Genomic DNA, 26,551 nt, shown 5'->3' on the forward strand with positions numbered 1-26,551 from the left:
ATGTAGTTTTATCATTCCATGAGCCATAACGGAGACACAGAACCTGTCCCCGTGCACCAGAGCTCATCATCTATTTTAAGTTCCTTAAAAATACAAACTCATTCTCCATACGATTCGCCATTTCCATAAATCCTAAGTCATTCGGATGGATTCCATCGACTGTGCATTCATGCCATAATTCGCCTAACAAATTAGCCCCGTCTATAAAGGAAATATTTTTATCGCCTTGTTGCTGTAATTTTTCTACAGTTGATTTCGAGTATTCCCTACGGTTTTGATAATCCTCGTATTCACCTATTGCTTTATCCTGTACAAACGGAATTCTTGACACAATGATTATAGGGACATCCGGATGATATTCCCGATAGGTTTCGATAAAGGGAATGAGTGTATCTTTATATTCCTTGTATGTAACATTTGCCTCATAATCAAGAACAAAGCAGGCTGGACGTTCGATTTCTCTGATGGTTAAGGCTACCCCATGTTCACCTCTCCCACTTCCGGAGAATCCTAAATTAATAAATTCTAAATTCATTCTTCGACTGAGGATATTTGTGTAGGACATACCAGGTCTACTTGCACAAGCCCCCTGCGTAATGGAAGTACCATAAAAAATCACTCTTTTATCTGAATCATACGGAGTAGGCGGTTCAATGATTGCACTTGAATTTGTCCCGATTAGTACCTCCTCTACCCCCTGATACAAAGGAAAATTCAACGTTACTTCCCTGAACTGCTCAGTAATGTGTTGACTTCTGCTTGAAAAATCCCAAATCGTTTTCTCATACGATTGTTCGAGGAGTGATGGAATTGCAGTTGCATAATACTGTTGCTTTCCAGGATCCCCCACGTATACATCAAATCCACATTGACCAGAGGCAGTCATATGCCCCATATTTGCAGCATCCGTTAGCTTTACTTTTATTTCAAGCTTCGTAGCATTTGTACGAAAACAAATTTGTCCACCGGAGGTATTATCCGCTAATTCATCCACGCGTGGTGGTATGTCATAAACGGGTTTAGCAGGAAGTCGCCGATATCGTTCTTCCTTGTTAAACCAAGCAAATCCACTAATACGAAATGGTTTTTCTTTTGGGCTGTACCATCTTATCTCATCTTGCACCTTTCATCCCTCTTTTCACTGGTGGGTCATTGGACAGATCCTTCGTCAAAATGCCCCACCATCTTACCTATAAACTACTAGCCGTTACAATCCGATTATAGGTTTCGCCTCTTCCCAAAGTTACGTTTTCGGGGAATTGTTCAGGACCGTCATAACGAAGGCGTACTTCTTCTAGTTCCTCTAATTTTAAAATCTCCCCATTCAACCATTGACCCAAGCGATACTCTGCTGTTTCCATTCGTGTCAGTATACCGCCATAACGAATATCTAAAACTTCCCATCCGAAAGGTTTATTCACGGAAAACCATACATCTCGATGTGCCTTTCTTAATCTATCAATACCTACTTTTAGAATTTCTAGATTATCAAGACAGACCTTAATTTTTGCTTTATCTCTTTTGTCATAGGCTGACTTTACATCAATACCAATCTCCGCCTTCATGCATAGGACTCTTGCTAATTGCTCATAAAAGCGAAATAATTTTTCCACACTTTGATTCCGTTCCTTCGCTACCCGTATCTGATCCACTAAACCTCTGTAATGATTTGCAATCGGAAGTCCCTTTATATTTTCATCAAACAATCCCAATAAGATATCCTGCCAAAGCAAAAATTTAGATGGGTTCGAGGAATATAAATTATCCTCCATAACTCCTGGTATTTCATCGAATTGATTCAATAAAAGGAAATCATTTAGCTGATAACCGGTACAGTGGTAGAATCGTTCTTCCAAATGCTCTCTACTCACTTCTTGATGATACGTATGTTCCGCAAACAATTGTAATCCAGGAAGCGCAGTTTGAATCGGGGTTTCCGCTCCATTATCTCCCCACATGGTTGCAAAGACTTCTTTGATTCCAGTTTTTCGACAGGCATTTAAAGCCGCTTCCGTATTTCTAAATGCTCTGGCGTAGTTCGGAGAAATTCCGTTCCACGTCCATAATCCTCCTGCAAAAAGATGATCTGGATCGAGCTTTTTATGGGTCTCAAGCATTCCCTCGTAAAATGCTTCATCTGCATGATAGTAGTCCCAGTAGACCATTTGTACATTCGGAATTGACTGTTTCACTTGTTCCAACAATGACTCATCAAAATCGTAATAATTGCCCTCCCGAGAGGCCAAACGGAAATACATATCACTCCATATCATTGGGTGTAAGTCGAATTCCTCAGTAATTGTTACGACTTCCTGAAGATGCTGATTCATGATGTCGAATCGATTATGATACCCATTTTTCTCCATGTACTTACCGCGTCCTAGTTGCAAGGCCTCATCCATGCCGATATGAATCCTTTTTGTCCGATATGGCCTCGAAGCGGTCTCAATTAATTTCTTTAATAATTCATACGTTTTTGGTTCACCGACTAGCAAAATATCATCGGTATCCTTAATCTCGTTTGCATAGCCCCATTTTAACGCCTCTTTTAAATGAGCTAATGTTTGAATACACGGTATCATCTCGATCCCTAATAGATGGGCATACTCATCAAATTCCCTAATTTCTTCCTCACTGTATCTTCCACGCATGTATCCGAAATAAGGAACTTCCGGAACCTCATACGTATCCTCTGTATAGACCATGACCATGTTTAAACCCATCACAGCCATTTTACGTAAAAGCATTTTTACTCCATCAACAGTCAGTACTGCGTTTCTCGAAACATCAATCATTGCACCACTTGTTTCAAATTGAGAAACTTCAGTTAGATGGAATTCTTTGTTTTTTTCCATGTGTTGAAGCCACAATCCTAAACCTCTGAAAAAATGAATCTTTTTATCATAGATGATCTGTTTGTTCGTAACAACTAAAGGTCCATGACGATTTATTACCTCAATCGGGTATCCATTCTCTGCAATTTCTATATTTAAATCTTCACGGAGAATTGAAATCCCCTCTAAAACCTCGGATAATTCACCTGTAAAACGTATTTTCATGTCAAACCTCCTTCACAAAAAACTCCAATAGGTTAGGTAAATCCCTCTCCCAAACCTTCCATAGATGTTCATCTTCAGACTCGATATATTTCACATTTACTTTTTTCGATAAAAAGCTTCTATATAATTGACGATTCCTAGTCAAAATAAATAGTTTTTCATTAGATATTGAGGATACAAATTCATCTTCATAAATCCCCACGGTCTGATACACGTTCCACGCAGGTACTTCTAAATCCTCTAGCTGTCTAATATCTCCATCAGAAATAGCCGGAGACTGGAGCAATAAATGCGTCCACAATTCCGGCTTTTCTAATGCAATATTTAAGCTAATATTACCCGCTAAGGAGTCCCCTAGAAGACCTCTTCTAGAGATGCTAGCCCCTAGGTTTCTTTCAAACTCCGGGATAAATTCATCATTCATAAAATGAATAAAGTGTCTAAAGGAAGATCCATTTCTACTAAACGAATCCCATCTTTCATGTGAATCCCCAGGGTGAATTAGGACGAAAACGAGGCGGTTGGCCAGCTCCGGATTTGTACGTACTAAATCCTGAACAGCTTTCTCCAGCCCCCCCAACTCTAAATAGTCCCTTCCATCCTGTACATATAAGATATACGCATCTTCAATATTCTCACTCATCGTTAAAACGATGTAATCTAGTGATTTATTTAAGTTGCTACTATGAAATTTACGATTATTTTTTTTCATTGTATTTAGCCCCTTTTAGCTAAATTTGTGCAGCGAAATTGCGCCATATAGTCCAGCTTTGTTGCCAAATTCGGATCTCAAAATCTTCACACCTGAGTAACTATCCATAATATGTTGCTGTACCTTCTCAGAAACGAGTTTGATAGACAATTCCTGTTCCATGATCCCTCCACCCAAAATGACACAAGGTGGGTTAAAGATATGAATTAAACTAGCAATCCCAAGAGCGATTTCATTTGTCCAATTATCAAATACTTCATATAACCGTTTATCACCATGCTCAATCATTTCAAACAACTGTCTACCGTTTGTGCAATCAGGATTTACCTTTTTCGCTTCCCTAATGAGGGCTGTTGTAGAGCCATATTGTTCATAGCATCCTCGTTTTCCACAACCACAAGGGATACCGTTCGGGTAAAGGTTCATATGTCCAAACTCTCCAGCACTACCCGTAAAACCTCGATGCAGCTTTGAATCAATTACGATAGCGCCACCGATACCAGTCCCGAAGGTTAAAAAGAGAAAACCGCGATATTCCTTACCAACCCCAAAATATTTTTCACCAAGAGCCGCTGCATTTACATCATTTTCTACCTTTACAGGCACATGAAACTTTGATTCTAGGAGATCTTTAATTCTTGTACCGGTATAGTTTGGTAGATTGTCATTTGCATAGATAATATAGCCTTCCTCACTATTCACTTGACCGGCTGTACTAATACTGATTGCGTCAATATCTGGGTACTTAGCGATGATATCCTCTAATTTTTGAATAATGGCAGGTCCACCTTTTTTTCTTTCTGTTTCGACCTCATCAAATATCTGAATCTTACCATTCTCATCCGTTACACCAATTTTTATCGTTGTCCCACCAATATCCGCAGCAAATATTTTCATCTTTTTCTCACCTCTATATAGGTCAAGAGTGGGTCACGGGGAACCACCACTTTTACAGGGACAAGGAACCTGTCCCCATGTCGCTTATTGCTTGTAAGAATCTTTTTGTGATTTCTTGTGGGCGTGTGATTGCAGACCCTACGACCGCTGAGTGAACGCCTGTTGCAAACACTTCCTTCAATTCTTCGGGTGAAGAAATTCCACCTTCAGCAATGACTGGTACACTCAAATGCTCGACAAATTGTTTGATCAACTCAATATTGGGTAATTGTACATTTTTCGTATATTCTGTGTATCCAGATAATGTTGTTCCAACGGCATCAAATCCCAATTTTTCCGCTTGAATGCCCTCTTCTAAGGTCGAGCAATCCGCCATAAACAGTTGATCGGGATATTTTCGTCTGATTTCTGGAAAAATCTCTGAGATTGTATGACCATCTGGCCGTACCCTTCTTGTTGCATCCAACGCAATCATATCTACACCCTCATTTACAAGAAGGTCAATTTCCTTCATGGTTGGGGTGATAAACACATCGGAATTGTCATAGTCCTGTTTAATGATACCGATAATTGGCAGGTTGGTTACCTTTTTAATTTCATGGATGTCTTCTACACTGTTAGCTCGTATACCACTTGCACCTGCTTGGGTTGCAGCCACCGCCATTTTACTCATGATATAGGAGCTATGAAGAGGCTCATCAGGCAAGGCTTGACAAGACACAACTAACTTTCTATATATTTTGTCAAAAAACGCTTGTTTCTTCTCCATTTTCATACACTCCAGTTGCAATCTAAGATTGATAAATCAAATGCGCCTTGGCGTATTTGAGCCCAGATTTTTTCGAGCCCGCTCGAAATGTTTCCTTTTAAAATCTGTGGCATCCGCCGGAGGCTCTAACTTTATTCAGTTCGGGTTTATACCCCAACTGAATAAAGTTAGATGGTCTCCTCTAGCTCATTCCACCACTGATAATCCTCTAAATACACTGTGTCAAACAGCATAACTCCATCCGATTTTTCCTTACAAAGCTTGACGGCTTTCTTAAATTGTTCTACGTTGTTGTTATAATCCTTTAAGAATAGGCTTGCAATCACAGGAATTTGTCCATTGATTGCTTCCTTACTCATTTCAATTGCACCTTCCACACTGTACCAAGTTGCAGGTCTTTCATTGGTTAACGCTTCCTCAATCGTAACCTCTGGGTAATAGCAGCCTGTCATGATAAAATCAAATTCCTCTGCATATCCAGATGTGTGGTACGTCTCGGCAGTCCAATCCAATGTTGGCTGATAGGTTTCACTTCCCCAGTTAACGCCTTCGTTATAATACAATGGATACCATGAACCCACATAGATTGTAAAAACGAGATCTGAATTCTGTGTTTTCACCACATTTTTTGCTTTTTGAACAAAGTTTTTAATGTTTCTAGCACGGAACTCTGCCCATTTCGGAAAAAGGGGACCAAAAACAGGTTTCTTGTCCTCAAGGGTCATAATGTCCTCTGGCCATTGTTTAACCTCTTCACCGATATAAGCCTCAAATTTAGAGCGACTTAAGCTACTAAAATCACCAAAAATATTCGGGTAGCGACATCTATCTAAAACAACACCATCTATTTCATAGTTACGGACAATTTCTTGAATAATATTAAGTTCATAGGCTTCAACCTCTGGATGAATCGGATTTACAAAAACCGTTGGGTCATTGTGATTTTCCGCAGCTGTCGGCATTTTCGAAAGTGCCTCGTTATAATGAACAACTTGCCACTCTGGCTTGTCATACACCATTCCTTCTTTTTCGATTCCATTTCCTTCTGCAAATACGTCGACATTCGCAATAACCTTCAAGCCTGAGCCTTTGGCATGATGAATTACTTCCTGAAGAAAGTCTCGACCTTTCCAAGCATGGTACTGTTCATCCTTCAATTCACTTACATGGTATGCAAATTCACTTGGATAGGTAGTAAATCCATATGGGATTTTTGCATCTACGACTAGATGTGTAATTTTACATTTTAGGGCGTGTTGAATGAGCTCTTTCATTTTTTCTGGCTCTAGTAATCGAGTACCATTCGCTAAAAAATCCACCCATAGTATGTTTGGTTGTTCCATTTGGGCTCCTCCTTATAGGTCAATATCCTCTGGCCAATGAAGCTGAACGCCATGATTTAGTAGTAGATTTTGATATTCCTCTAAGTGATTCTGTTCTTCCCTTACCTGATGTGGAGTCACATTATTTAATAAGGAATAGGCCACTAGATATCCCGCTGATTCTCCAATATTCCACTCGGTTGGGTGCAGTCTGTAGCATCCATTTGTAATCTGGGTGGTCCCAATATTTTTACAAGCAGGGATCAGATTCTTCACAAGTACTGGTAATAGTGACCCTAGTGGTATTTCATATGGATAGTTTGGAATATAGAAGCTTCGGTTTGAAACCGTTGTGTGGTGCAAATCTAAATGATAGCTTCCAACTCCGACACTATCGAAATACTCACATATCCCTTTGTCTCCTCTGATTTCTTTACTAACATCCTGTTCGGTAATGGTGTAAACCGCTTTTATTCTTCTGGATTCACGAATGTACGGATATTTCGCAAGACCATCCTCTGTATCCAATACATCCTTACGAAGCCTTAAGCCAGGGAAGCCCTTACCTCCATCGAGTCTTGGTGCTTCTGTTTGCAGCCAGTATAAAAGAGACAAGCTTTGTTGTTTTGCGTTAAATAAGTTTTTTTCTACTTCTTCTTCTGGCACTCCATAGATCGGTCCTAGAAAATAGTCATTTTGCGCCCAATTGATGAGGGAAATATCGCCTTCGTATAAATTCCCTTCCAAATTCTCTGTATCTAGTATTCTTCGATAGGTAAATAAGGAAGGAATCCCTTGATCATTAGGGAATAGTGTAAATTGCTTTAGCTTTGATGTATCATCTGCATCTGTTGCATACCAACTGAAAAGTGGTAAATGCGAGAAGCTTGGCATATATTCACGCCAAAAATCATACTGTTCAGGCTTATCGATTACAAAATTTCCACCCTCTACATAATCCACTGCAAACACATAGGTAAAGGATTGCATATCGAGTGGGTTTGCTTCTTCTAAAGCATGGGGCTCTCCAGTTTGTTCTCTAGATTCGGCTCCCGATACAAATTCAACACCTGCGATTGGTAAAACATCGCCACATTCGGTGGCATCTAAAAAGTATCGACCGACCAACTCGATTTTTCGAGGTTCGGAGATGTGTGTCACCGTGACGGATTTTACGACATCTTCTTCTGTCTTCGCCTCCAAAGGCTTATAGTTGTATAAGACCTTTATTTTTCCGCTATTGATATAAGGGGCGAGCATATCCTCAATGACTTTTAATGCCACCTTTGGTTCATGTGCCAATCGGCTCACCCAGCCATTTCCTGGGTTCAATATGTCATTTTCCTTTGCTTCCTTTGTGAGCGGATAGTTGTCACGGTAATATTGGCGGACGCGATCTCTAAATTCCCGATAGGTATCGGTACGACCATATCTTTCAATCCATTTATGTTCATCAGGAGGTACTGCCTGACTTGTAAGTTGTCCACCCAGCCAATCTGTTTCTTCCGTCATAATGACCTTTAAGCCCATTTTGGCAACAGCTAATGAGGCCATACAGCCACCTAAACCTCCGCCTATTACCACGACATCTGTAGATTCTTGCTTCATCATTGCAATAACTCCTTTATAAACGACTAATTTTTTACTCTAGGTAAATGTTCAACATCCAGACCAACTTCAAACATACGGTTCCAAGGCATGTAGCATTCTTTAATAAGTAGATTGTTTTCTTCATCACTTAGGTCTTCCTTGATAAACTCATTTAATTGTTTTTGTACAATTTCAGAAACCTTGCCGCGTTTCCCGTCTACAAGGAAATAGTCATATCCTAAATCAGGTAACACGTTATTTGTGATGTTTTTTCTGACAACGCTACAATATCCAGCATCTTCCACATAGCGTAGGGCAAGAAAATTCAAATGAGTTTGCGAGCTCCCATACACATTGTGAATCATTCCTTGTGCAATGCATGTTCCGAGGGTATTTGAACTCGTATTCCAGCCTGCGTAACCTGCTAATCTAAAAAGAAGATTTTTTCTTTTTATTAGCTTTAACAGTCCTAAATCTGAACCATTCGCAAAGGCAACATCGCCCACTACACATGGAATGTTTCGTTCTTTTACTGTATATTCAAGCTGCTCTACAAAATCGATTAGATTTCGATTCACCTGATATTTTGTACTTAGCTGATCCTGGTAGGCAGCCTCCATCATTGGCTCGACTGGTGAATTTACATATAACGCAAAATCAGCCTCAGAGAGATTTGAAGTCATGAGTCCACCTGCTGCCAATATTTGATATTTAAGAGTCTCCATTAAGGGACGATCTTCATATAACGGTGTGACAGAAGGACCTTGATTACTTGAAAAAACCGGAAATACCAATGGTCTCTTTCCTTTAAAGCTATTGACCATTCTGGCTAACAACGTACACCCAACCTCATCTGCCCCAGGATACATATACACATCAAGCTCAAGATTATGAGAGGCAATCGCTCCTCTAACCTCCTGCTGATCTATCGCTGTCCATCCGTAAGGTGCGGAATCATCCTGTGGAATGATCATAAAATCAATCGTTCCATTACTCACATATTCAAGCGCAAGCTTATTTACTTCAACATTGATTTTTCTTCGAGAAAGATAATCATCCACAACCTCTTTTGGAAGCTGTTGCTTTAGGTTTTCGTACTGCTTTTGCTCTTCCTCTGATGCAAGATTGGCAGAGATGAGATGATGCAGTTTCCCATATTGGAAGATTTCACTTCCCCAATCTTCGTAATAGTCCGGTTCCTCATCATTACTTGAATACTTTGGACATCGCATGATTAAGTTAAATGCGTATATTTTTACGTTTGGATTAATTTCTTTAATCCGTGAAAGCCCGGCGATTGCATTCCTACATTCATCCAATGTTAGATGATGCAATCTAGAAGGGATGATTCCTCCATATAGCAACGTATCTAATGAAAGAATCAGACCATCCGCATCCTTAGCTTCCTCGTAAAGCCATTTCCAAATCTTCTCTGTGTTTCCTGGTACCTTTTTTTCCCCCATCAGGTCTAAATCGGGTCTTACTAGATTCACTTCCCCTTGGGTAGAAGAATCTTTGTTCCCAGTTAGAAGGTTAGGAAAATCATAGTTACATGGGCGTTCGTCTAATGGGATATAAGCAATTTTGTACATTCGAAATCTCCCTTTTTCTTAGTACTTTTTATTTCAGGTGATTTATCCTTTAACCGCACCTGAAATACCTTCCATATAATATTTTTGAGTGAATAAAAAGACGAAGATGATTGGTAATACCGAAATGACTGTGCCGGCAGCAATCCACCCAAAGTTATATGAAAACTGACCATTTAAAAAGCTCAATGCTGAGGCTAATGGGTATTTTTCTGTATTTAACACTATGATTGGCCATAAGAAGCTATTCCAGTTCGCCATAAATTCAAATAATCCAACAACCGCTACCGCTGGTTTGATCATTGGCATCATCAATTGACCCCAAATTCGAAGTTCGGAAGCTCCGTCCATTTTTCCAGAGTCCCTAATATCTGTTGGAATCCCCATGAACGCCTGTCTGAACAGGAATACATTAAATACGGAAACAAGCGTAGGAAGAACTACTCCAGTAAAGGTATTAATTAATCCCATTTTATTAATCGTTAAATAGTTAACAACTAGGCCTGCAGCTGCAGGAATTATCATAGTAGAAACGAGTAACAAGAAAATAAAGTTTCTTCCTTTAAATTTAAAAATAGCTAATGGGTATGCAGTTAACGCACTAAATAGAATACTAAAGGTAACACCTAGGAAGGTGATAATCACCGTATTCCAGATATATTTAAGAAAGTCCATATACTCCCATACTTCCAAATAGTTTTTGAAATCAATAAAGGTTGGAAGTATCGCAGGTGGAAAAGCAAAGATATTTTTCCCTGGCATCAGTGATACACTTAAGAGCCATAAGAATGGTCCCATCATAAATAGAGCAAAAATGATTAACAACACATAAACGAAGGTTTTATTGAGAATTCTTTTTAGTAAATTCTTTTTTTTCATAGGCTCATCCATATTAATATGGATTTACACCACCCTTCTTGTTAAACACGAAGATGAAAATACTAAAGAACATAATAATGAAACTAACAATCAAGCCTAATGCAGATGAATAACCAAACTCAAATTGTTCAAAACCTTGTTGGTAGATATACACACTGCTCGTTAAGGTTGCATTACCAGGACCACCTGAAGTTAAGACGAAGACTTCATCAAATACACGAATCGCTGCCATTAAGGAAATGAGTGTACAGAAGAACACATATGGCTTTAATAAAGGAATGGTAATCTTACGAATGATTTGGAAGTTACTCGCACCATCAATTTTTGCTGCCTCGATACAATCTGTTGGAACTGCTTGGAGGCCCGCAAGATAGATCATCATGTAATAACCTAGACCCTTCCATAAGGTAATAAACATTAAAGCCCAAAGTGCCGTGTCTTTATCAGATAGCCAGTTTACTTTTTCACTAATGATCCCAACTGACATTAAGAGGTAGTTTAGAACCCCGTTTGAGCTCATTAACCAGCCCCAGATAATTGCCACCGCAACCATCGATGTAACAACCGGAATATAATAGGCTGTTCTGAAATACTTAATACCGGCTATATTTCGATTCACTAAAATAGCCATTAAGATAGAGATGATTTGGATAAAAGGTACGATAATCATATATAATAGAGAGTTTTTAATCGAAGCAATAAAGTCCACGTCAGAAAATGCACGTTTAAAGTTGTCAAGTCCTACGAAACTCGTTTCACCGATAACCGAATAGTTGGTAAACGCCAAAGGAACACTGAAAATAATCGGCCAAAAGGTAAAAAGAGCAAGTAATAGTAACCCTGGTGCCATGAAAAGCCAGGCTGTTTGAACCTCGGTAAATCGGCTATAACCGGAAGCTCTTTTCTTTCCCATAGGGTATTTCCCTCCTATTGAAAATGGGCAGAAATTCATCTGCCCATTCAATTTTCATATAATCAAATACGCCTTAGCATACTTGCGCCCGATTTTTTAGGCCCACGTGATGTGGGTCACAAAGTCGTTGCCACAGGATGGCGTTCTTAGTCTTTGATCCTATGATCGAAAACTTTCTTTGAAAAATCGTGGCATCCGCTAGAGGCTTAGCTTTATTCAGCCAATGTTTGAACCTCCAGCAAATTAGATACTTTCTTACATTTGTCCCCACTTATATGAGTGAGGGACTTCTGCTGAATAAAGTTAGCGAGCTAAAATATCATTAATTTCTTTTTCTGCAGCTTCAAGCTCAGCATCAAGATCTTGATCATTGATGTAGATGTTTTGAAGATGCTTATTTAATGTTTTATTCACATCGTTAGCGTTTTCAATTCCAAGATAAAAGTCTGTTGCTTTATCTAAGCTTTCAACAGATGCAGTTAAAGCTTGTCCCTCTAATGTTCCATCATTTTTATAGAAGAATTCATTCTTTGCAGCTTCCTTAGTAGATGGAAGTGTGCTTGCTACTTCAGAGAATGCTAATTGGCTTGCATCGTTTGTTACATAATGTGCAAAAGCAGTTGCTGCATCAACATTCTTTGAATCCTTTGGAACAACTAGATTCATAGAGTTTGTAAAACGGATTCCTGCTTTTCCAAGTGGAGCTGGAACTGCAATTGTTTTTTCATACACATCAGGTGAAGCCGTTTTCAATTGGTTAATGAATGAAGAGCTTGAGATAATCATCGCTACTTGCTCACTACCAAATAATTGAACTTGCTTATCAAATGCAGGAATATCCTTAGGAATTACCCCATCACCAATTAAATCAATATTGCTTTGGATATATTCTTTTACTTCGTCGTTATTGAATACAGCTTTATCACCTTCGACAATTTTAAAGCCTTCTTCAAGAATGGAACGAGTTTCCATTGTGAATACGTATCCAAAGGCACCCGTTTTATCTTGAATTTGTTTACCCCAATCTGCTAAGTCTGCTTTTGTTGCTGGTGGAGTATTTATATCAAGGCCAGCTTTTTCCGCTAACTCCGTATTGATATAAAGGACTGGAATACCTGTATACCAAGGAAGCGCATATACACCTTCACCTTGTGCAGTAGAATTATAGATTCCTTCAAAATAGATTCCTTTTTGCTCATCTGTTAATTGTTGGTTAAAGTCAACTAGTGCACCTTTTGAAGCCATTTGGTTCGCAAGCTCCGTATTTAAGTTCACTACGTCTGGAGCTTGTTTACTTGCAATACTTGTCAATAATTTGTTTTGAACAGCATCATACGGGAAGTCCTTCCAATCTATTTTTACATTTGGATTTTCTTCCTCATATTTTGCAATAAGATCATTGAAATAATCATTAAATGTTGGTTGAAGCGAAATTGTCCAAAACTCAACTGTTGCTTTTTCGTCTCCGCCTTTTTTTGAATCTGAGCCTGAATCTTTTGCTCCTGAATTTTCAGAGCCACATGCAGCTAAGACACCTAAAACAAGTAAAAACACCATAGCTACTGATAGTACTTTTTTGAATCTACTCATTTCTTCTCACCTCGTTGGATTTTTTGAGTTTCGAATCCTAATAGTAATTGTTTTTGTGCACCCCCTATTAGACTTCAAAACCAGGATTTCTTAAGCGCTTTCATCAGAGAATCAACTCTCTATTAAAAATGTATCACCTTTTGGAGATTTAATCCACCTTTTTTATAAAAAAATAAAAAAATCTCCATTTTTTATTCTAATCTAACTATTCTCCATTTCATGATTACGTGCAAACATCAGAAAATAATAGGTGAATGCTAGAAGACTGAAACTAATAATAAACGGTACAAACCTTAAATAGATAGATAAAATAACGATAATGCCATTGATAATCGTGATGAGGACAGGTTTTAGTGGTTTCCTAAAAAAGAGTAGGAAACTCCGGACCACTACTGTTTTAAAATGACGTTCTCCCAAAATAAATAGTTTTGTAAGATAGCTAAATACCCCGAAAAATACAAGAATCACAATCATATTAAAAGGAAGAAGAAAATTTTGGAGGGCATTTGGCATATAAAAAGCAGCAATGATGTCCCCCATTATGACAACTGATACCAAAAGAAGAGCCACCCAAAGCTTCAACCCGTTTTTTAAATAATTGTAAAACAGCTTAAAAAATAATTTCCATGCAGGCGTTGGATCCTCTTCTGATGTATATTTGATAGCCCCTACCAGAGCAACAAAGGCAGGATATGCAGTTACTAAGGGAAGTGAACAAATAATAAATAAAAAGTTTAATAGAACTAAATCTACGATATATTCTAGAACTTCAAATAGTTTATTATTTGAAGAAACCATGATTACCACCTTTTTTCTACTAGTTGTGTTAGTACAATTTGTCCAGAACGGATTCTGCAGTATTTTTTATGGCTCTAGATGCTTGTTCTTTATTATTTAGGGCAGCAGTCGTTGCTAGAACATCTAATAGTAAAAGCTGAGCAATCTTGGAAGAAAAAATGCCACCTTCAAATGGAGATTCTTTGTTTGCAGCTAGAAGAATTAAATCCGCATATTTAGTAATGGGTGACCTTGCTTGGTTTGTGATACAAATGATATATGCTTTGTTTTCCTTCGCAATTTCAATCGCATCGACAACGTCCTTTGTGCTCCCCGATGAAGAGATCGCAATAATTAAATCCTCTTCTCCTAATAGCGACGCAGTCATTGACATGATATGCGAATCAGAGACATGCTCCGTATTATAGCCTAGTCTCATTAATCGATGCTTGCCATCTAAAGCCGTGAAGCCTGATGAACCCACGCCGAAGAAAAAGATTTTTTTGGCACTATTAATCTTTTCTACCGCTAGCTGTAATGTTTTATCTTGAAGAAGTGCCACCGTATCATTTAAAGCACTTACATTTTGGTTAGCAATCTTTTTTGCGATTACATCAACCGGATCATCCTCATCTATTTTTCCGTAAACCTGTTCATCTGCTTCCATGAGATTTTGTGCGACTGCTAATTTAAATTCCTGAAACCCTCGATAGCCTAATTTTCGGCAAAAACGTAAAACCGTTGTTTCGCCAACTCCAACCACTTCTGCTAAATCTGTAACAGAGGAATACACGGCTTCCGCATGATTGACCATTATATAATCTGCTACCTTTTGTTCTGTTTTCGTAAGTGAGTTATAGACAGAGTTGATAATTAATAACGGATTTACTTTCTCTGTTTTTGGCATAAAAATTCTCCTTTTTGATTTAGAAAGGTTATGAAGAAATATTCCTCCAGTTTATTTAAAAGAGAATATATCCTCCAACTCCAGAATACAAAATTTGCTGCGTTGGGTCAAGGGGACACGTCCCTCGTTCCACCATATTTTCACAGGTGCATAATTTTTAAAAAAGGGGGACTTTTTCCTTATTTTTATAAAAAAAGAAGGATATATTCATCCATCATCGAATTGACATAAACATTGAATTCCCATCTCAACCTCCTAAGATGATTAAACAGCCATTATTGGGATTTCAATAAAATTGAGAGGAGGAAAAAGAATGAAAATGAAGTCTGCTTTCGTTTTAGGTACTGTTTTATTGGCATTTCTTCTGCCAAACCAGACATCTGCCAATGAAAATTATGTACCTATTGAAACGCTTAAGCCCGCGGTTCACTTAGAAAAACCAGAGTTAAAACAAACAGGAGGAAAACTAATCCTTAGTGATTCTCCAGAAACATACTCCGATAGTGGTGCATTTTATCGCGACACTGCTACAGGCGAATTCCGTGTATTCTGGCATCATCAGAATGTGAGTGGGGAGAATCGAAACGTCAGCCTAGCCCTAACGAACACTTCAAATGAACCTGTGATGTTATTCTCTAAAGGGGTTGGAGCTTCAGTAAGTATTTATCCTGACGTAGCTGGAAAAGAAGCGTTAGTACAATTCCTTGAAGAAAAAGCTGAAAAAAAATACATTCAGACTTTACTGCCAGGTGAAAGCTATTACTTGGAAACCAATGCAAACGATGGAGAAACGGTAAGTGGAATTGCACAATATGATGTCTACACGAAACATGGTCATGAGCCAGCTACTGTTACTGCAACTACACTTAACTATGCAGAACGTCCAGCTGACCCGCTCTCTGTAGAAATCTTACCTCCTGATTCACATGTTCGCGGAAGTTTTCCACATTTTGATCGTGAGGGTACACTTACGTATGATACCGAATTGGGAAATGCCTATATTCGACTTTCATCCGCTGCCTATGGTCAATGGAGCGATAAATTACCAGGAGAATACGAAGAAGGAATTAATGTAGTCGATGGAAACAAACCTGTGATCAACAATGGGAACTATGGTGTTTTATATAATTTAGACGTGAACGTGGAAAATAGTTTACATCGTCCACTGGAACTCTCCATCTACGATAACCCAGCAGGTGGATTCGGTCATTTCGCAATGGTATGGAACGGTAAACTTAATACAACTGGATTTTTAAGCTATGTCAATGCATGGAAATTTGCATCTGAAACAATTGGAGCCAACGGGAATCAATATGATTTTGTCACAAGTCTCCCAGGCGGCGCATCTGGTCCTTCGGTTATCTACTTTGTTCCAGAAAGATAAGTGAAAACGTAGGAAGGCTGCCATGGTGATTGGCAGCCTTTTACATTACGTTTTTCCCTTGGACTAAAAAGGCACAATGGTTGGTTTACTCCGCCCTTCGTGATGAGATTTGCGCTTTATTTTGGGGAATTGAGCTTTAGCGGAGACGAATTGCGTTTTAATTTACAGAATTGTGCCTTAACGAGAAGGAATTGCGTTTTATTTCGTATAATTGCGCTTTAGCGATTTAGGCCGGTCTTCTTTCGTGCGTCAAACACAAAGAAGACTAGCAATCATAACGAGATGGCTAGTCTTCTAACATTCAACTGGTACAGGGAAACTTTCTTTTTTAAAAAGGCTATGTTAAAGAAGATTGTTGATAAATATACCATAAAAATAGAACATCCAAAGGAAATTCCTTTTAGTATATTATTTAAATGATTTCTACATCATATAACCAATCTATTTACCGATTACCCTCTTTTATTTATATACAGTTTCCAAATAAATAGTAACCAAAGAACAATACATAAAACAGTAAAAGGTATTAAAAAAGTGCCAAAATCAAGTTTAAAGATAATAATAGAAAGGTAGACCAAACTGAATAAAATAGGCAAAATTAAGGTTTTAGATGTTCTTGCTTTTTTTACCCAAACAAACTGTAAAATCAAAATTCCAAGAAATATAACAAATAATAAATATGTCACAAGATTCCTCCTTTCCCAAAAGTGCTAAATTTTTATCATTGTTCTTACAAACTTTACGTTCTTAGCGAATGATAAGTATCATTGATTGGTAACAAACAACTATCTACAAGCATTTTAGTTAATGTTTTGAAATTGCTCCCATACCTTCTAGTACAATTATAGCATCCTTATTAAAGTAAGGAATTAGATCCTCGCGCAGCAATAGCTGGGAGTTTTCCTTTACAAGCAATTTTAATCCTCTTAAATCGAACTTTGTAGCATAGGCATTAATCGTATTTATTATAGCTAATTCGTTTCTTTGTAACGGCTTGTAATCAGAATTATGCATGTCGGTTATGACTTTCAATAGTTCCCGAGCATTTTTATTTAGGTAATGCCCTTTAGATTGTAACAAATCAATATTTTCTTCAATGTATTTTCTTGCAGTTACTAAATCCAGTTCATCTACGCTGTTGTTTATTTCCTTACAGACCTGTTCTATATCCATTGTTAAGCTCCTTTGAAGTCATGTCGAATATTGTCTAATTGTGTTATCGGTTAAAATCGAGAAATATTAAGAATGGCCTCAAATAAAATAACCCCATCTCCGAAGAGACAGGGCTACTAATAAGGAAATCATTGGAGTAAGTATAGTTTAACCGTTATAAGAAAAGTCTATTCTCAAGCTTTATCTCGACCGCTTCAATGCGTATTGCTTGGCCAGCAGTATCGGCGAGTTTTCAAATGGGACAGACCAAAGTTAAATCTTAAACTTCTTAACCAACTCTTGTAATTCTTCTGCCATTCTAGTTAATGAATTCGATGACGCGGTGATCTCTTCCATGGCAGCGAGTTGTTCTTCTGTTGATGCTGACATGCTTTGAGTCCCTTCAGAGGTTACCTGTGTGATGTCACCTACCAGTTCCATACTCTTAACCATTTGTTCGGAGCCAGCTGATAATTCATGTACAGCAGATGTAATTTCTTGGATTTGGGAAGTAACCTCTTGAATGGCTTGGCCGATCTGGTTGAATGAGCTTCCCACGTCCTGGATAAATTTGATTCCATCAGACACTTTTGTTGTTGTGTCATCCATGGATTGAACAGTTTCCTCTGTATCTTCTTTGATTCCAGCAATGAGAGACGATATTTGTTGAGCAGAAGCTGATGATTGTTCTGCTAGTTTTCTAACTTCATCCGCAACGACTGAGAATCCTTTCCCATGTTCTCCTGCTCTCGCTGCTTCAATGGCCGCATTTAATGCTAATAGATTTGTCTGTTCGGCAATCCCTGTAATCACGCCAATAATTTGGTTAATTTGATTGGAGCTTTCTCCTAATGTTTTCACTTTTTCAGAGAGTTGGTTTACCGTTTGACTGATTTCGTTCATACGGGTGATAATCCCTGAAACGGAACGATTGCCATCTATGGCTTTATCGGAAGCTTCAACTGAAGTATTTGAAACAATTGCTGAGCTTGTAGCAATTTGGCGTACTAATGAAGTTAAATCTATAATTGTTTGGTTGGTTTCGTCCATGCTTAGCACCTGTTTATCTGTTCCGGCGGCTACCTCTTGAACAGTTGAAGCAATGAGTTCGGTTGCTTTTGTCGTTTCTTCAGAGCTTGCTGATAATTGTTCTGAAGCTGCAGCAACCTGCTCTGCGTTAATCGCTACCTGTCTGACCAAATCTCGTAATTTACTTACCATCAGATTAAAGGATGACGCCATTTCACCTAGTTCATCTTTTGTTTTTATAGATATGGCTTGGGTAAGGTCAGCCTCGCCTTCTGCAATTTCCTTCAAGCGCCTATTCATGATCATAATTGGCTTATTAATTGATTTTATGATGAGAGATGAAGTGAAAACCCCACCAACAAGTGACAAAATCACAACTGCATATAAAACCATTGAACTTATTTCTTGGGCTTTTTCTAACGTTTTTGTATCACTGTTAATTGTTTCGGTTACTTCATTTATAAGAGATTCAATACTTGGATCCACCACCTCTTTTCTGATGGATCTTTGTTCCTCCATATGAATCTCAAGGGCCTTTTCCTGCTCCCCGCTTCTGTATGTATCTACCACTTTTTTATTTGTTTCAAAATAGGTTTTTAGGTTATTATCGATTTCTTCAAGTGCTTTCACATCTTCTTTATCCAGTTTTACTTTTTTCATTTCTGAAAAATATTGCTCAATATCTTTTTCTTTTTTCGCAATTCCAGCTACTAGTTCTTCATCCCCAGTAAGGAGAAACGCTCGTTCATCATTTGAAATCCCTGTAAAACGGTATTCGATCGACTTCAGTGTAAATTGTAAGTCTTGATGAACTTCCATATTTTTATTTACCTTCTCCGTTTCATTTTGTTGATAGATGGATAACCCTCCAGTAACAACCAAAGCTATCAACAATAAAGATACGAGCAAACTAAGTTTTGTTTTAATCTTCATAATGACCCTCTTCTCCCTGATGTATCTACAAAATTCTGCATTTTTAGACTAGAACTATTTTACCATAAACGGGACCAGAGGGATGGTTCTTTTGGTCCCAGTTTAGGAATTGCGTCTTTTTTGGTACTATTTGCGCTATATTTTGGAGAATTGAGCTTTAGCGTAGTTTAATTGCGCTGTATTTTGGAGAATTGCGCCCAAGGCAGGAATAATTGCGCTTTAGCGATTTTTTAGGTTAGAATTTTATTTAACAATATACCACATAAAACGAGTTGATTCCTGTTGAATATTGAGTATTCCTTTTCGTTCGATTCAGACTTGAATATGATGAGTGGAATTGGCAAAATCACGGCGTTTTGACGATGATATTGAGGCTGATATGTGTAAGTACATTAGAATAATTTTCTTATAAAAATGTTCACTGTAACAGGCCTTTTTCGAGGTACCAAAGTCCCGTTAATCAAGCATTTGTTTGAAATTTAAATCCCTCGTCAATCCTAAATCAATACGCTACACAAACGTTTGTTTGAATTAATAATTCGTGATTAGTACAGATATTTTTAAAATATACTTTTACTATATGAAAATACAAGAATACCCCCATTTAAAATGGAGGTATTTTGCATATCCTTCTTTTATTCCCATATTGCGTTTACGTTATTGGTGAGCATAGCTTTTATTTCGTTACTAGCATTGCTGTTATTTAGGTGTTTTATGAAGTCTTGCAAATGTTTTTTTGCTTGTTGTACATCGCCTTTGTCATAGTGATGTTGTGCTTGATCTAATCGGTTTGTTAGTTGTTTGGTTAGTGAATGGTCAATTTGGTTTGATTCGAAAAGATCTCTAATTTGTTTAGTTAATGTAGCTGGCGTGACTGTCACTGTCACAGTCAGCTTATTTGATGTAAATTCTTCTCCTTGGTAAGTAACAATCGCCTGAATATCGGTAGTTCCTGCATTGTTCGCCATTATTTTTCCGGCGTCTACCGTAGCAACCTGAGGTGAGCTACTTACCCACTCTACAGCATCAATTTCACCTAAATCAACTTGCTCTCCATTCGTAAGAAGGATAGAAAGCTCTGTTCCCATTTTTTCGCCTTGGAGTACCTTCGCACTGTCTGCAGAGAGAACAACTTTATCTAAGACAACTTCTCTTTCATACGTAAGTTTGAAATCGTCGTAATAGGCACCTGATGTTGTAAAGAAATTAGATGCCCCTGCAAATAACTTTGCATATGCGGCATTTTCAGGTGCTTCAACCGTTGCACGTACCGTTTGCCATTGTTTATGTCCGCCCCTAACATGAATGATGTTGACACCATCCACATCCTTCCCAACTTGTTTACCAGCGTTATCAAAATAGCGGACGAAGAAACTAGCACTTCCATCTTCTAAATACATTTCAACTGTGGCTGTATACTCAACTCCAGCAGAAACCGGAATTGGGTCTGATTGGACAAACACCGTTTCATTTTGAGCCGTATCCTTAATCTTCAAGGAATAATTTCCTGTTTTGGCTCTTTCATTAGTTACCCCGTAAGAAACATTACCTGAAAGGCTAAATAAAGATGACCAACCTGGAATACGATTATCTTCCCCTACAGTTTCTTCAAATCCCGGATTTTGAAATGAGACTGGAACTGTCTCGTATACAGGATCAACAGGTAGCTTTCCACCATCAATGACAGGAATCATTTTTAAATAATGCTTGTCACCGTCGATAAAATAGATGTTTTGATTTCCTTCGGCATCATAGGCTAGTTCCATAAATGTAACTTCTGGTCCGTTGTCAATTAAGCTAACATGCTTGAGTTCCTCCGATTTTGGATCCACAACCGCTAGTTTTCCACCAATATCCGTGTACAATAGACCATCTTCGCCAAACAAGATATGAACAGGTCTCCACATCCCTCTATTTTTGATATTCGGATATAGATTCTTCGATTTTACAATTTCATAAGTGTCAGGGTCCATGGCAAATAATATGCCGTCAACTGCTCCCCATAACAACCCCTCTCCATCAAAGGTTAACCCGCTTATCATTGGTGGTGTATCCAATTCTGGAAGGTCTAATTCAAATTCCGTGATTTTCTTTTTACCTTTGACGTCCCAAACGAACATTTTTGCCTTTTTCGCAGTTGGTTCAATATCTAACCCTCCACGGACGGTGGTCGAGCCATAAATTTTACCATCTTTATAAGCAAGTCCTACGATACTTTGATCTTGAACGATATTTCTGTGTGTCTCTCTTTCTCCTGTAGTAGGGTCATAGATTGTCAGGGTTCCACCTAATTTTTGATAGTAAGGAATCGTACCAATTAATAGCTTATCGTTCTCGAATTTCATAATATATGGACGGTCTTGTTCATACTCATCATATAAATTGAAAAGTGTTTTAACTTCTAGTGTATCTGTATTCATCTTTTGAATAGATGCCCCGGAGTAGATTCCGAAATACATGTCAGAGCCATTCCCAGCAACCATTCCTTCCGCTTGCCCTTGAGAATACGTGGTAATTTCACCTGTTTTCGTGTTATATCTTGCCCCTTTTGGACCTCCAGGGTACGTAGTCATGTACAGGTTCCCATCAGGACCAAGTCCAAGACTATGTAAGTCTAATGGCAAATTACCATTCATCGCTAAAGGTAAATCAATGATTTTCTTCTCATCCAAATCTACGGTCATAATCTCTCCAGATCTTTTTACCGTAACAAGACGTAAATCTGATGAAGCCTCCCCAAAATCAACAAATGCAAGTCCCCTCCACCCTGCAGGATAACGGATACCCGTTTCCCTCGTTTCTAGTGTATTTACATCGATCTCCAAAATATGGCGATTGTTAATCACATACGTTTTGTTATCATTTACGGCCAATTGGGAATAGCCAAAAGCACCGTAGTCATCTTCAGAACCATCGCCGATTTTTCCGATTACAGTATCCTCGACCCATTCTTGTGATTCTAAATCATAAAACAAAATAGCACTTAGTTCGCTAAATCTGATAACGAGGTACTTTCCAGCAACCTCCATATCATAGGCGAATCCCATTGCTTCCACTGTTGTCCCTAGAATGTCAGGTGCATTTTTAGTGATTTTCTCCTTTTCAAGGGTCTCGGTATTGATTCGGTATACATTCCCTGTAACGCCCAAGCCTGCATAAAGGTAACCGTTATGGTAGGTCAACGATCGGACATAACTCGCATCACCTTCTACATCTACTTTTCCAAGATCTACAAATGCTTGTTTGGAAACATCATATTTAAAAATTTTACCTTCTTTTTCTTTGTATGTTCCGATATAAACATTTCCATCATCGTCTGTTGTGCTGCTCCAAAATTGATGGCTAGCATCAGGAATTCCTAGATTCTTAACGGACTTTGTTTCAGGTGAATAGCTCCATAGTTCTCCAGCATTTTTATCAGCTAATCCAGCAATATACACCGTTCCATCTGGAGCAATAATATGTGTCCAAACCTGGTTTACTTTTCCTAATTGAGCATTAAAGAGAACCGTATTGTTTTTTACATCAATGACATTAAATAACCCTCCATTTGCCGTTGTGTAAACAACATCTTTCCCATTCTCTTTTCCAAATACTGCATCAGTCACAACAGCGCCAGTAGCAGGAGTACCCAGATTCTGCACTTCTTTAAAACCGCGACCATTCAATTTTGCAACCACAGTCTCACCTTTATTCGTTTCTGCACTTGCACTGAATTGAAAGAAACTAGTGAACAACATGACAATTAAAAAACTTGAGAGTAGTTTTCGAACCCTTTTTTTCCCCATATTAAATCTCCCTTCGTCAAATAATGATAGCGCATTCATTTTGGTTGATAACTTTCATACCTCCCCTAAAAAATGTAGTCGGCGGCTTAACAATGATGAAAATCACAAATCTTGAACCAATTATATAGTTCACCTATTTCCGCTAACAAGTCTATAATAAGTCGAGAAGTTGTCTTTATCATGTCTTTAAGGGACCACGGGTACGGTTCCACTGGTCCCTCTTTCGGAGGTCTTAAATTGAAGAATTGCGCAATTACGCTTGAGCGAATTATTTGGTCAACGGATAGTACGATTATCAGGATGTAAACAAAGAAGACTAGCACCCCTAATGGTTTGCTAGTCTTCGAGGAGGGTTACGGAACTTGTCCCTGTGACCCAATTTCCTCCATCAAATATTCAAGCGCCGCCTCTAACTGTTCATCTCTGCCTTCCAATGCGCCCTCTCGTGTACGTTCTACTATGATATCCGGCTGAACCCCTACCATATGGTGTTGTGACCCGTCTACACTTAGTGCTTGCATGGCTGTGAACCAGACGCCCATGTTGCCTGGTAGTTTTATAAGATTGATTGCTCCGTTTGTTCCAGCCGTTGGTCCTCCAATCATCGTGGCAAGCCCGTTACCCTTGAATGTTTCGGCATATGTTTCACAAGAGCTTATACAGCTTCCATCGATTAGGGCCACATATTTACTCTTAAAAGTCTCAGGTTTGGGAGAGATGATTCCTATATTTCTATCGAATTCCACAGGAAGTGCGTTCGGGTACATTATATAAGGGACGTTCATCGGCATTGTGTAGTAAGTCTCGTCCGATAACTTATAAAGTAGTGGCGACATATCGATCGCAGGGTAACTCCTTAGATCAAAAATAATCCCCCTTGCGTGCTGAAGCTCCTTCAATGCGATTTCCAACTGTTCCTCTGTTATATAATCGAAATTCAAATAATAGATATCGTTCCCAAGGTATTTGAATCCTTCTGTGGAAGACCGGTTAAAGCGATCAACTGATGTCGAGAGGTGATAGATTGCTTTGATTTCAAGCTGTTGTCCATCTCGGATAACGGTAAACAATTCCTCTCCTCGCCCATCTCGGTCGAAAACAAACCAACTTAATGCAATATGTTCCCGAAAATGGAGTGTCCCTGACCCCCGATTGATGGTTTCATTTATCCACTTTAGAGCTGGCTCCCCAGAGCGTTTAACAATCACGTCCCCTACTTTAAAAGGAGAATCCTCACTTACAGCGGTTATGACAACCTCCCCATCAAATACATCTGCCCAGAAAGGCAAATATTTACCCTTATGATATTGCTTGTCAGTTACATTAATGTGGCCGTCATTAAGCGGTCTGAGCATTTTTTCTAACACTCTTTTGAATTCGACATGACTTACATAATTGGCTGGATGCACCAATTCCTTTAACGAATCAGTCAGCTGCTGATTCATGTCCACTTCGACGATATCATAATACGGATAAAAATATTTCACGATATTCCATACAATGACTGTGTTGCTAAGCTGGACAATGGGGTCCATTGTATCAGCAGAAAAGACATCGATTCTTTTAAGCTGGTTCTGTAGTTTGATAAATTCTTCGTTCTCACCATCCCGAGTGGTGGTCCCTTGTTGTGCAAGTAGGAAAAGCGGCAACTGAATTTTAAGTTCTTCATTAATCGGTTCCTCAATCACGTCCGTTTCCTTAGGAAAATCGGAAAAAAGTTGGCGTGTCCTCAATGAAAATTTTCCATTCGAAAAGGAATAGTAAACCCGTTTACTTTTATATTCCAAATTCAGTATATCTATAAATAATTTATCTTGTGCTTCCTCCTCTGTCAGGAAAGGCAAAAATGATAGATTTTCTTTTATATTAAGTCCCTTGTACTGCCAAGCAACTAATTCGTATTCTGGGTCTCGTAGTTTCTTGTAATCTGGTAAAAACCGCTCATATTCTTCATCAGCTTGGTAGATTTTCAAAGTAGGCGCAACCGGGTGAAAAACCATCTCCAGATTCTCTTTTAACTCTTGTTCGTTTTTCGATCCAATGATTTTTTCCATTCCATAAAGGGCAAATTGGTTCCAATCGACCTCTTCCACCTCGTCACTTGGATGAAAAAAGCGGACATATCCGTACAGTTGGGCAAACGCCGTGACATTTGCAAGCTGTCTTTCTTTATCCACCCAACTGTTTGTCCCGCTTGCCGGGGTGAAGGCTGGAATTGGTTGAGATGAATTACTGATTAAAATAGATAGGCAAACAAGGCTGAGTACCATTGGATTTTTGACCAGTTTGATAAGTGGAGCTCTTACATGGTCAAACCACATTCCCTCAAAGAATAATTGGGCATGATGGAAGATTCGGTTTTGTTGCTTCGCACTTTTTGAGTGAAATTTTAGACGCAATCCCTCCCCTAAGAGCTGGAAAGTAATCATAAGAATCGCTATCGCTAGTGCCGGAAACAACGGAATCCAAAACGCATGTATGATTTCCGTTCGCCCGCTCGCTAAAAATGACAGCCAATCAAAGTCTGCACTTTGCCATTCATAATCACCTACGTCTTTTATAACAAGTTTTTGCTTGAAAAAGTAGAAGAATAACGCGAGCTGCCCTGCTAATAAGGTGACTCGACCTGCCTCCAAGAAAAAATTCGAAATAAAGCTTGGCCATAAATTCGGCAGGTAATGTCGTATGTACATTTGAAAAGGGTTATTCCCCAAGATAAGTCCAGCGTGCATATACTCTTTTCGTGAGAGCTGGACGATTTGCTGCTGAAACAGATAACCCACTCGACCGACCCCGACGATGGCTACGGTGAGAATCATCAGCTCTTTCCGAATTGGCGATGAATCCACATATGGGGTAGAAAGAATCAAAACAACCGCTAGAATCGGTGGTAAGCTCGAAAAGAGATAGCTCAGCCCTTGTATAATCCAATGCGCAAGACCTCGTTGATTGCTCGCTAAAAATGCAAGCGGAATCGCCATCAAAAAAGTCATCATCGTGATCAGCAAAATAACCCCGAGAGTGTCATCCAACCCATGAATGAGGACGGAAAAAATATCAATCCCATCTGCATCGGTACCAAGTGGACTTTCGGTAGAAGGTGGAAACGGGGCCTTCTCAAATTCACTAGTTGAATAAAATCTTATACGCTGCGGTTCTAGCTCTGTGTTTGCAACGCTTGGCCCAATTAACATCGTGCACCCAAGCAAGAAACTCAACAAAACCCCGATCCGCAAATACCAATTTTTCATGTGAGTCACC

19 protein-coding genes and 1 pseudogene are annotated in these 26,551 nt (G+C 38.8%); 1 reads left to right on the forward strand and 19 read right to left on the reverse strand.

Features of this window, described 5'->3' with window-relative positions; all coding sequences use genetic code 11:
* Positions 1-70: 70 nt before the first annotated feature.
* From RGU12_RS21525 to RGU12_RS21585, 13 genes are all read right to left on the reverse strand, one after another.
* Entirely contained in the window at positions 71-1,123 is a 1,053-nt protein-coding gene (locus RGU12_RS21525; RefSeq protein WP_309537890.1) for an SGNH/GDSL hydrolase family protein, read from the reverse strand.
* Between the two features lie 67 nt (positions 1,124-1,190).
* Positions 1,191-3,059, reverse strand: coding sequence for a beta-N-acetylhexosaminidase (locus RGU12_RS21530; RefSeq protein WP_309537891.1), 1,869 nt, complete (start codon positions 3,057-3,059; stop codon positions 1,191-1,193).
* A 1-nt stretch (position 3,060) separates the two neighbouring features.
* Entirely contained in the window at positions 3,061-3,771 is a 711-nt protein-coding gene (locus tag RGU12_RS21535; protein ID WP_309537892.1) for an alpha/beta hydrolase, read from the reverse strand.
* A 15-nt stretch (positions 3,772-3,786) separates the two neighbouring features.
* Positions 3,787-4,668: an ROK family protein gene (locus RGU12_RS21540; RefSeq protein ID WP_309537893.1), complete on the reverse strand. Its 882-nt coding sequence runs from the start codon at positions 4,666-4,668 to the stop codon at positions 3,787-3,789.
* Positions 4,669-4,720: 52 nt separating this feature from the next.
* Positions 4,721-5,437, reverse strand: coding sequence for an N-acetylmannosamine-6-phosphate 2-epimerase (locus RGU12_RS21545; RefSeq protein WP_309537894.1), 717 nt, complete (start codon positions 5,435-5,437; stop codon positions 4,721-4,723).
* A gap of 167 nt (positions 5,438-5,604) precedes the next feature.
* Complete coding sequence (locus RGU12_RS21550) at positions 5,605-6,780, reverse strand: alpha amylase family protein (RefSeq protein WP_309537895.1); 1,176 nt, start codon at positions 6,778-6,780, stop codon at positions 5,605-5,607.
* A gap of 12 nt (positions 6,781-6,792) precedes the next feature.
* Positions 6,793-8,370, reverse strand: coding sequence for an FAD-dependent oxidoreductase (locus tag RGU12_RS21555; RefSeq protein WP_309537896.1), 1,578 nt, complete (start codon positions 8,368-8,370; stop codon positions 6,793-6,795).
* Positions 8,371-8,393: 23 nt separating this feature from the next.
* On the reverse strand, positions 8,394-9,941 hold the full coding sequence (locus RGU12_RS21560; protein ID WP_309537897.1) for a DUF4127 family protein: 1,548 nt from the start codon (positions 9,939-9,941) through the stop codon (positions 8,394-8,396).
* Between the two features lie 42 nt (positions 9,942-9,983).
* Positions 9,984-10,817, reverse strand: coding sequence for a carbohydrate ABC transporter permease (locus RGU12_RS21565; RefSeq protein ID WP_309537898.1), 834 nt, complete (start codon positions 10,815-10,817; stop codon positions 9,984-9,986).
* Positions 10,818-10,830: 13 nt separating this feature from the next.
* The gene (locus RGU12_RS21570; protein ID WP_116352127.1) at positions 10,831-11,730 is read right to left on the reverse strand and encodes a carbohydrate ABC transporter permease; all 900 of its coding nucleotides are present in this window, start codon (positions 11,728-11,730) and stop codon (positions 10,831-10,833) included.
* A gap of 303 nt (positions 11,731-12,033) precedes the next feature.
* On the reverse strand, positions 12,034-13,320 hold the full coding sequence (locus RGU12_RS21575; RefSeq protein ID WP_309537899.1) for an ABC transporter substrate-binding protein: 1,287 nt from the start codon (positions 13,318-13,320) through the stop codon (positions 12,034-12,036).
* Between the two features lie 201 nt (positions 13,321-13,521).
* A complete protein-coding gene (locus RGU12_RS21580) occupies positions 13,522-14,118 on the reverse strand; it encodes a DUF624 domain-containing protein (RefSeq protein WP_309537900.1) in 597 nt (198 codons plus the stop codon).
* Between the two features lie 28 nt (positions 14,119-14,146).
* On the reverse strand, positions 14,147-15,004 hold the full coding sequence (locus tag RGU12_RS21585) for a MurR/RpiR family transcriptional regulator (protein ID WP_309537901.1): 858 nt from the start codon (positions 15,002-15,004) through the stop codon (positions 14,147-14,149).
* 313 nt (positions 15,005-15,317) lie between these two features.
* On the opposite strand from RGU12_RS21585, the gene RGU12_RS21590 reads away from it, so the two are divergent.
* On the forward strand, positions 15,318-16,388 hold the full coding sequence (locus RGU12_RS21590) for a hypothetical protein (protein ID WP_309537902.1): 1,071 nt from the start codon (positions 15,318-15,320) through the stop codon (positions 16,386-16,388).
* A gap of 452 nt (positions 16,389-16,840) precedes the next feature.
* Here RGU12_RS21590 and RGU12_RS21595 read toward each other — a convergent pair whose 3' ends face one another.
* The 6 genes and pseudogenes from RGU12_RS21595 to RGU12_RS21615 all read right to left on the reverse strand — a co-directional run bounded on the left by RGU12_RS21595 (position 16,841) and on the right by RGU12_RS21615 (position 26,541).
* The gene (locus tag RGU12_RS21595) at positions 16,841-17,074 is read right to left on the reverse strand and encodes a hypothetical protein (RefSeq protein ID WP_309537903.1); all 234 of its coding nucleotides are present in this window, start codon (positions 17,072-17,074) and stop codon (positions 16,841-16,843) included.
* 118 nt (positions 17,075-17,192) lie between these two features.
* On the reverse strand, positions 17,193-17,561 hold the full coding sequence (locus tag RGU12_RS21600; RefSeq protein ID WP_309537904.1) for a hypothetical protein: 369 nt from the start codon (positions 17,559-17,561) through the stop codon (positions 17,193-17,195).
* Positions 17,562-17,715: 154 nt separating this feature from the next.
* Positions 17,716-17,781 (reverse strand): annotated as a pseudogene (locus RGU12_RS23805) (hypothetical protein); the annotation flags it as partial.
* Positions 17,782-17,813: 32 nt separating this feature from the next.
* Positions 17,814-19,502, reverse strand: a complete 1,689-nt coding sequence (locus tag RGU12_RS21605; protein ID WP_309537905.1) for a methyl-accepting chemotaxis protein — start codon at positions 19,500-19,502, stop codon at positions 17,814-17,816.
* A gap of 635 nt (positions 19,503-20,137) precedes the next feature.
* Positions 20,138-23,290 carry an FIMAH domain-containing protein gene (locus RGU12_RS21610; protein ID WP_309537906.1) on the reverse strand — a complete coding sequence of 1,051 codons (3,153 nt, stop codon included), beginning with the start codon at positions 23,288-23,290 and terminating at the stop codon, positions 20,138-20,140.
* A 353-nt stretch (positions 23,291-23,643) separates the two neighbouring features.
* Positions 23,644-26,541 (reverse strand): S41 family peptidase, encoded by a 2,898-nt coding sequence (locus tag RGU12_RS21615; protein ID WP_309537907.1) that lies wholly within the window; start codon positions 26,539-26,541, stop codon positions 23,644-23,646.
* Between the last annotated feature and the right edge of the window lie 10 nt (positions 26,542-26,551).

This window comes from Ferdinandcohnia sp. QZ13, assembly GCF_031324165.1.
GTDB lineage: Bacteria > Bacillota > Bacilli > Bacillales > Bacillaceae_L > Ferdinandcohnia.

Coding starts and splice junctions, on each gene's coding strand:
- RGU12_RS21530 (WP_309537891.1), bottom strand. CDS start 3,059: ATGAAAATACGTTTTACAGGTGAATTATCCGAGGTTTTAGAGGGGATT.
- RGU12_RS21570 (WP_116352127.1), bottom strand. CDS start 11,730: ATGGGAAAGAAAAGAGCTTCCGGTTATAGCCGATTTACCGAGGTTCAA.
- RGU12_RS21615 (WP_309537907.1), bottom strand. CDS start 26,541: ATGAAAAATTGGTATTTGCGGATCGGGGTTTTGTTGAGTTTCTTGCTT.
- RGU12_RS21600 (WP_309537904.1), bottom strand. CDS start 17,561: ATGGATATAGAACAGGTCTGTAAGGAAATAAACAACAGCGTAGATGAA.
- RGU12_RS21535 (WP_309537892.1), bottom strand. CDS start 3,771: ATGAAAAAAAATAATCGTAAATTTCATAGTAGCAACTTAAATAAATCA.
- RGU12_RS21555 (WP_309537896.1), bottom strand. CDS start 8,370: ATGATGAAGCAAGAATCTACAGATGTCGTGGTAATAGGCGGAGGTTTA.
- RGU12_RS21580 (WP_309537900.1), bottom strand. CDS start 14,118: ATGGTTTCTTCAAATAATAAACTATTTGAAGTTCTAGAATATATCGTA.
- RGU12_RS21565 (WP_309537898.1), bottom strand. CDS start 10,817: ATGAAAAAAAAGAATTTACTAAAAAGAATTCTCAATAAAACCTTCGTT.
- RGU12_RS21605 (WP_309537905.1), bottom strand. CDS start 19,502: ATGAAGATTAAAACAAAACTTAGTTTGCTCGTATCTTTATTGTTGATA.
- RGU12_RS21550 (WP_309537895.1), bottom strand. CDS start 6,780: ATGGAACAACCAAACATACTATGGGTGGATTTTTTAGCGAATGGTACT.
- RGU12_RS21560 (WP_309537897.1), bottom strand. CDS start 9,941: ATGTACAAAATTGCTTATATCCCATTAGACGAACGCCCATGTAACTAT.
- RGU12_RS21590 (WP_309537902.1), top strand. CDS start 15,318: ATGAAAATGAAGTCTGCTTTCGTTTTAGGTACTGTTTTATTGGCATTT.
- RGU12_RS21545 (WP_309537894.1), bottom strand. CDS start 5,437: ATGGAGAAGAAACAAGCGTTTTTTGACAAAATATATAGAAAGTTAGTT.
- RGU12_RS21540 (WP_309537893.1), bottom strand. CDS start 4,668: ATGAAAATATTTGCTGCGGATATTGGTGGGACAACGATAAAAATTGGT.
- RGU12_RS21610 (WP_309537906.1), bottom strand. CDS start 23,290: ATGGGGAAAAAAAGGGTTCGAAAACTACTCTCAAGTTTTTTAATTGTC.
- RGU12_RS21575 (WP_309537899.1), bottom strand. CDS start 13,320: ATGAGTAGATTCAAAAAAGTACTATCAGTAGCTATGGTGTTTTTACTT.
- RGU12_RS21585 (WP_309537901.1), bottom strand. CDS start 15,004: ATGCCAAAAACAGAGAAAGTAAATCCGTTATTAATTATCAACTCTGTC.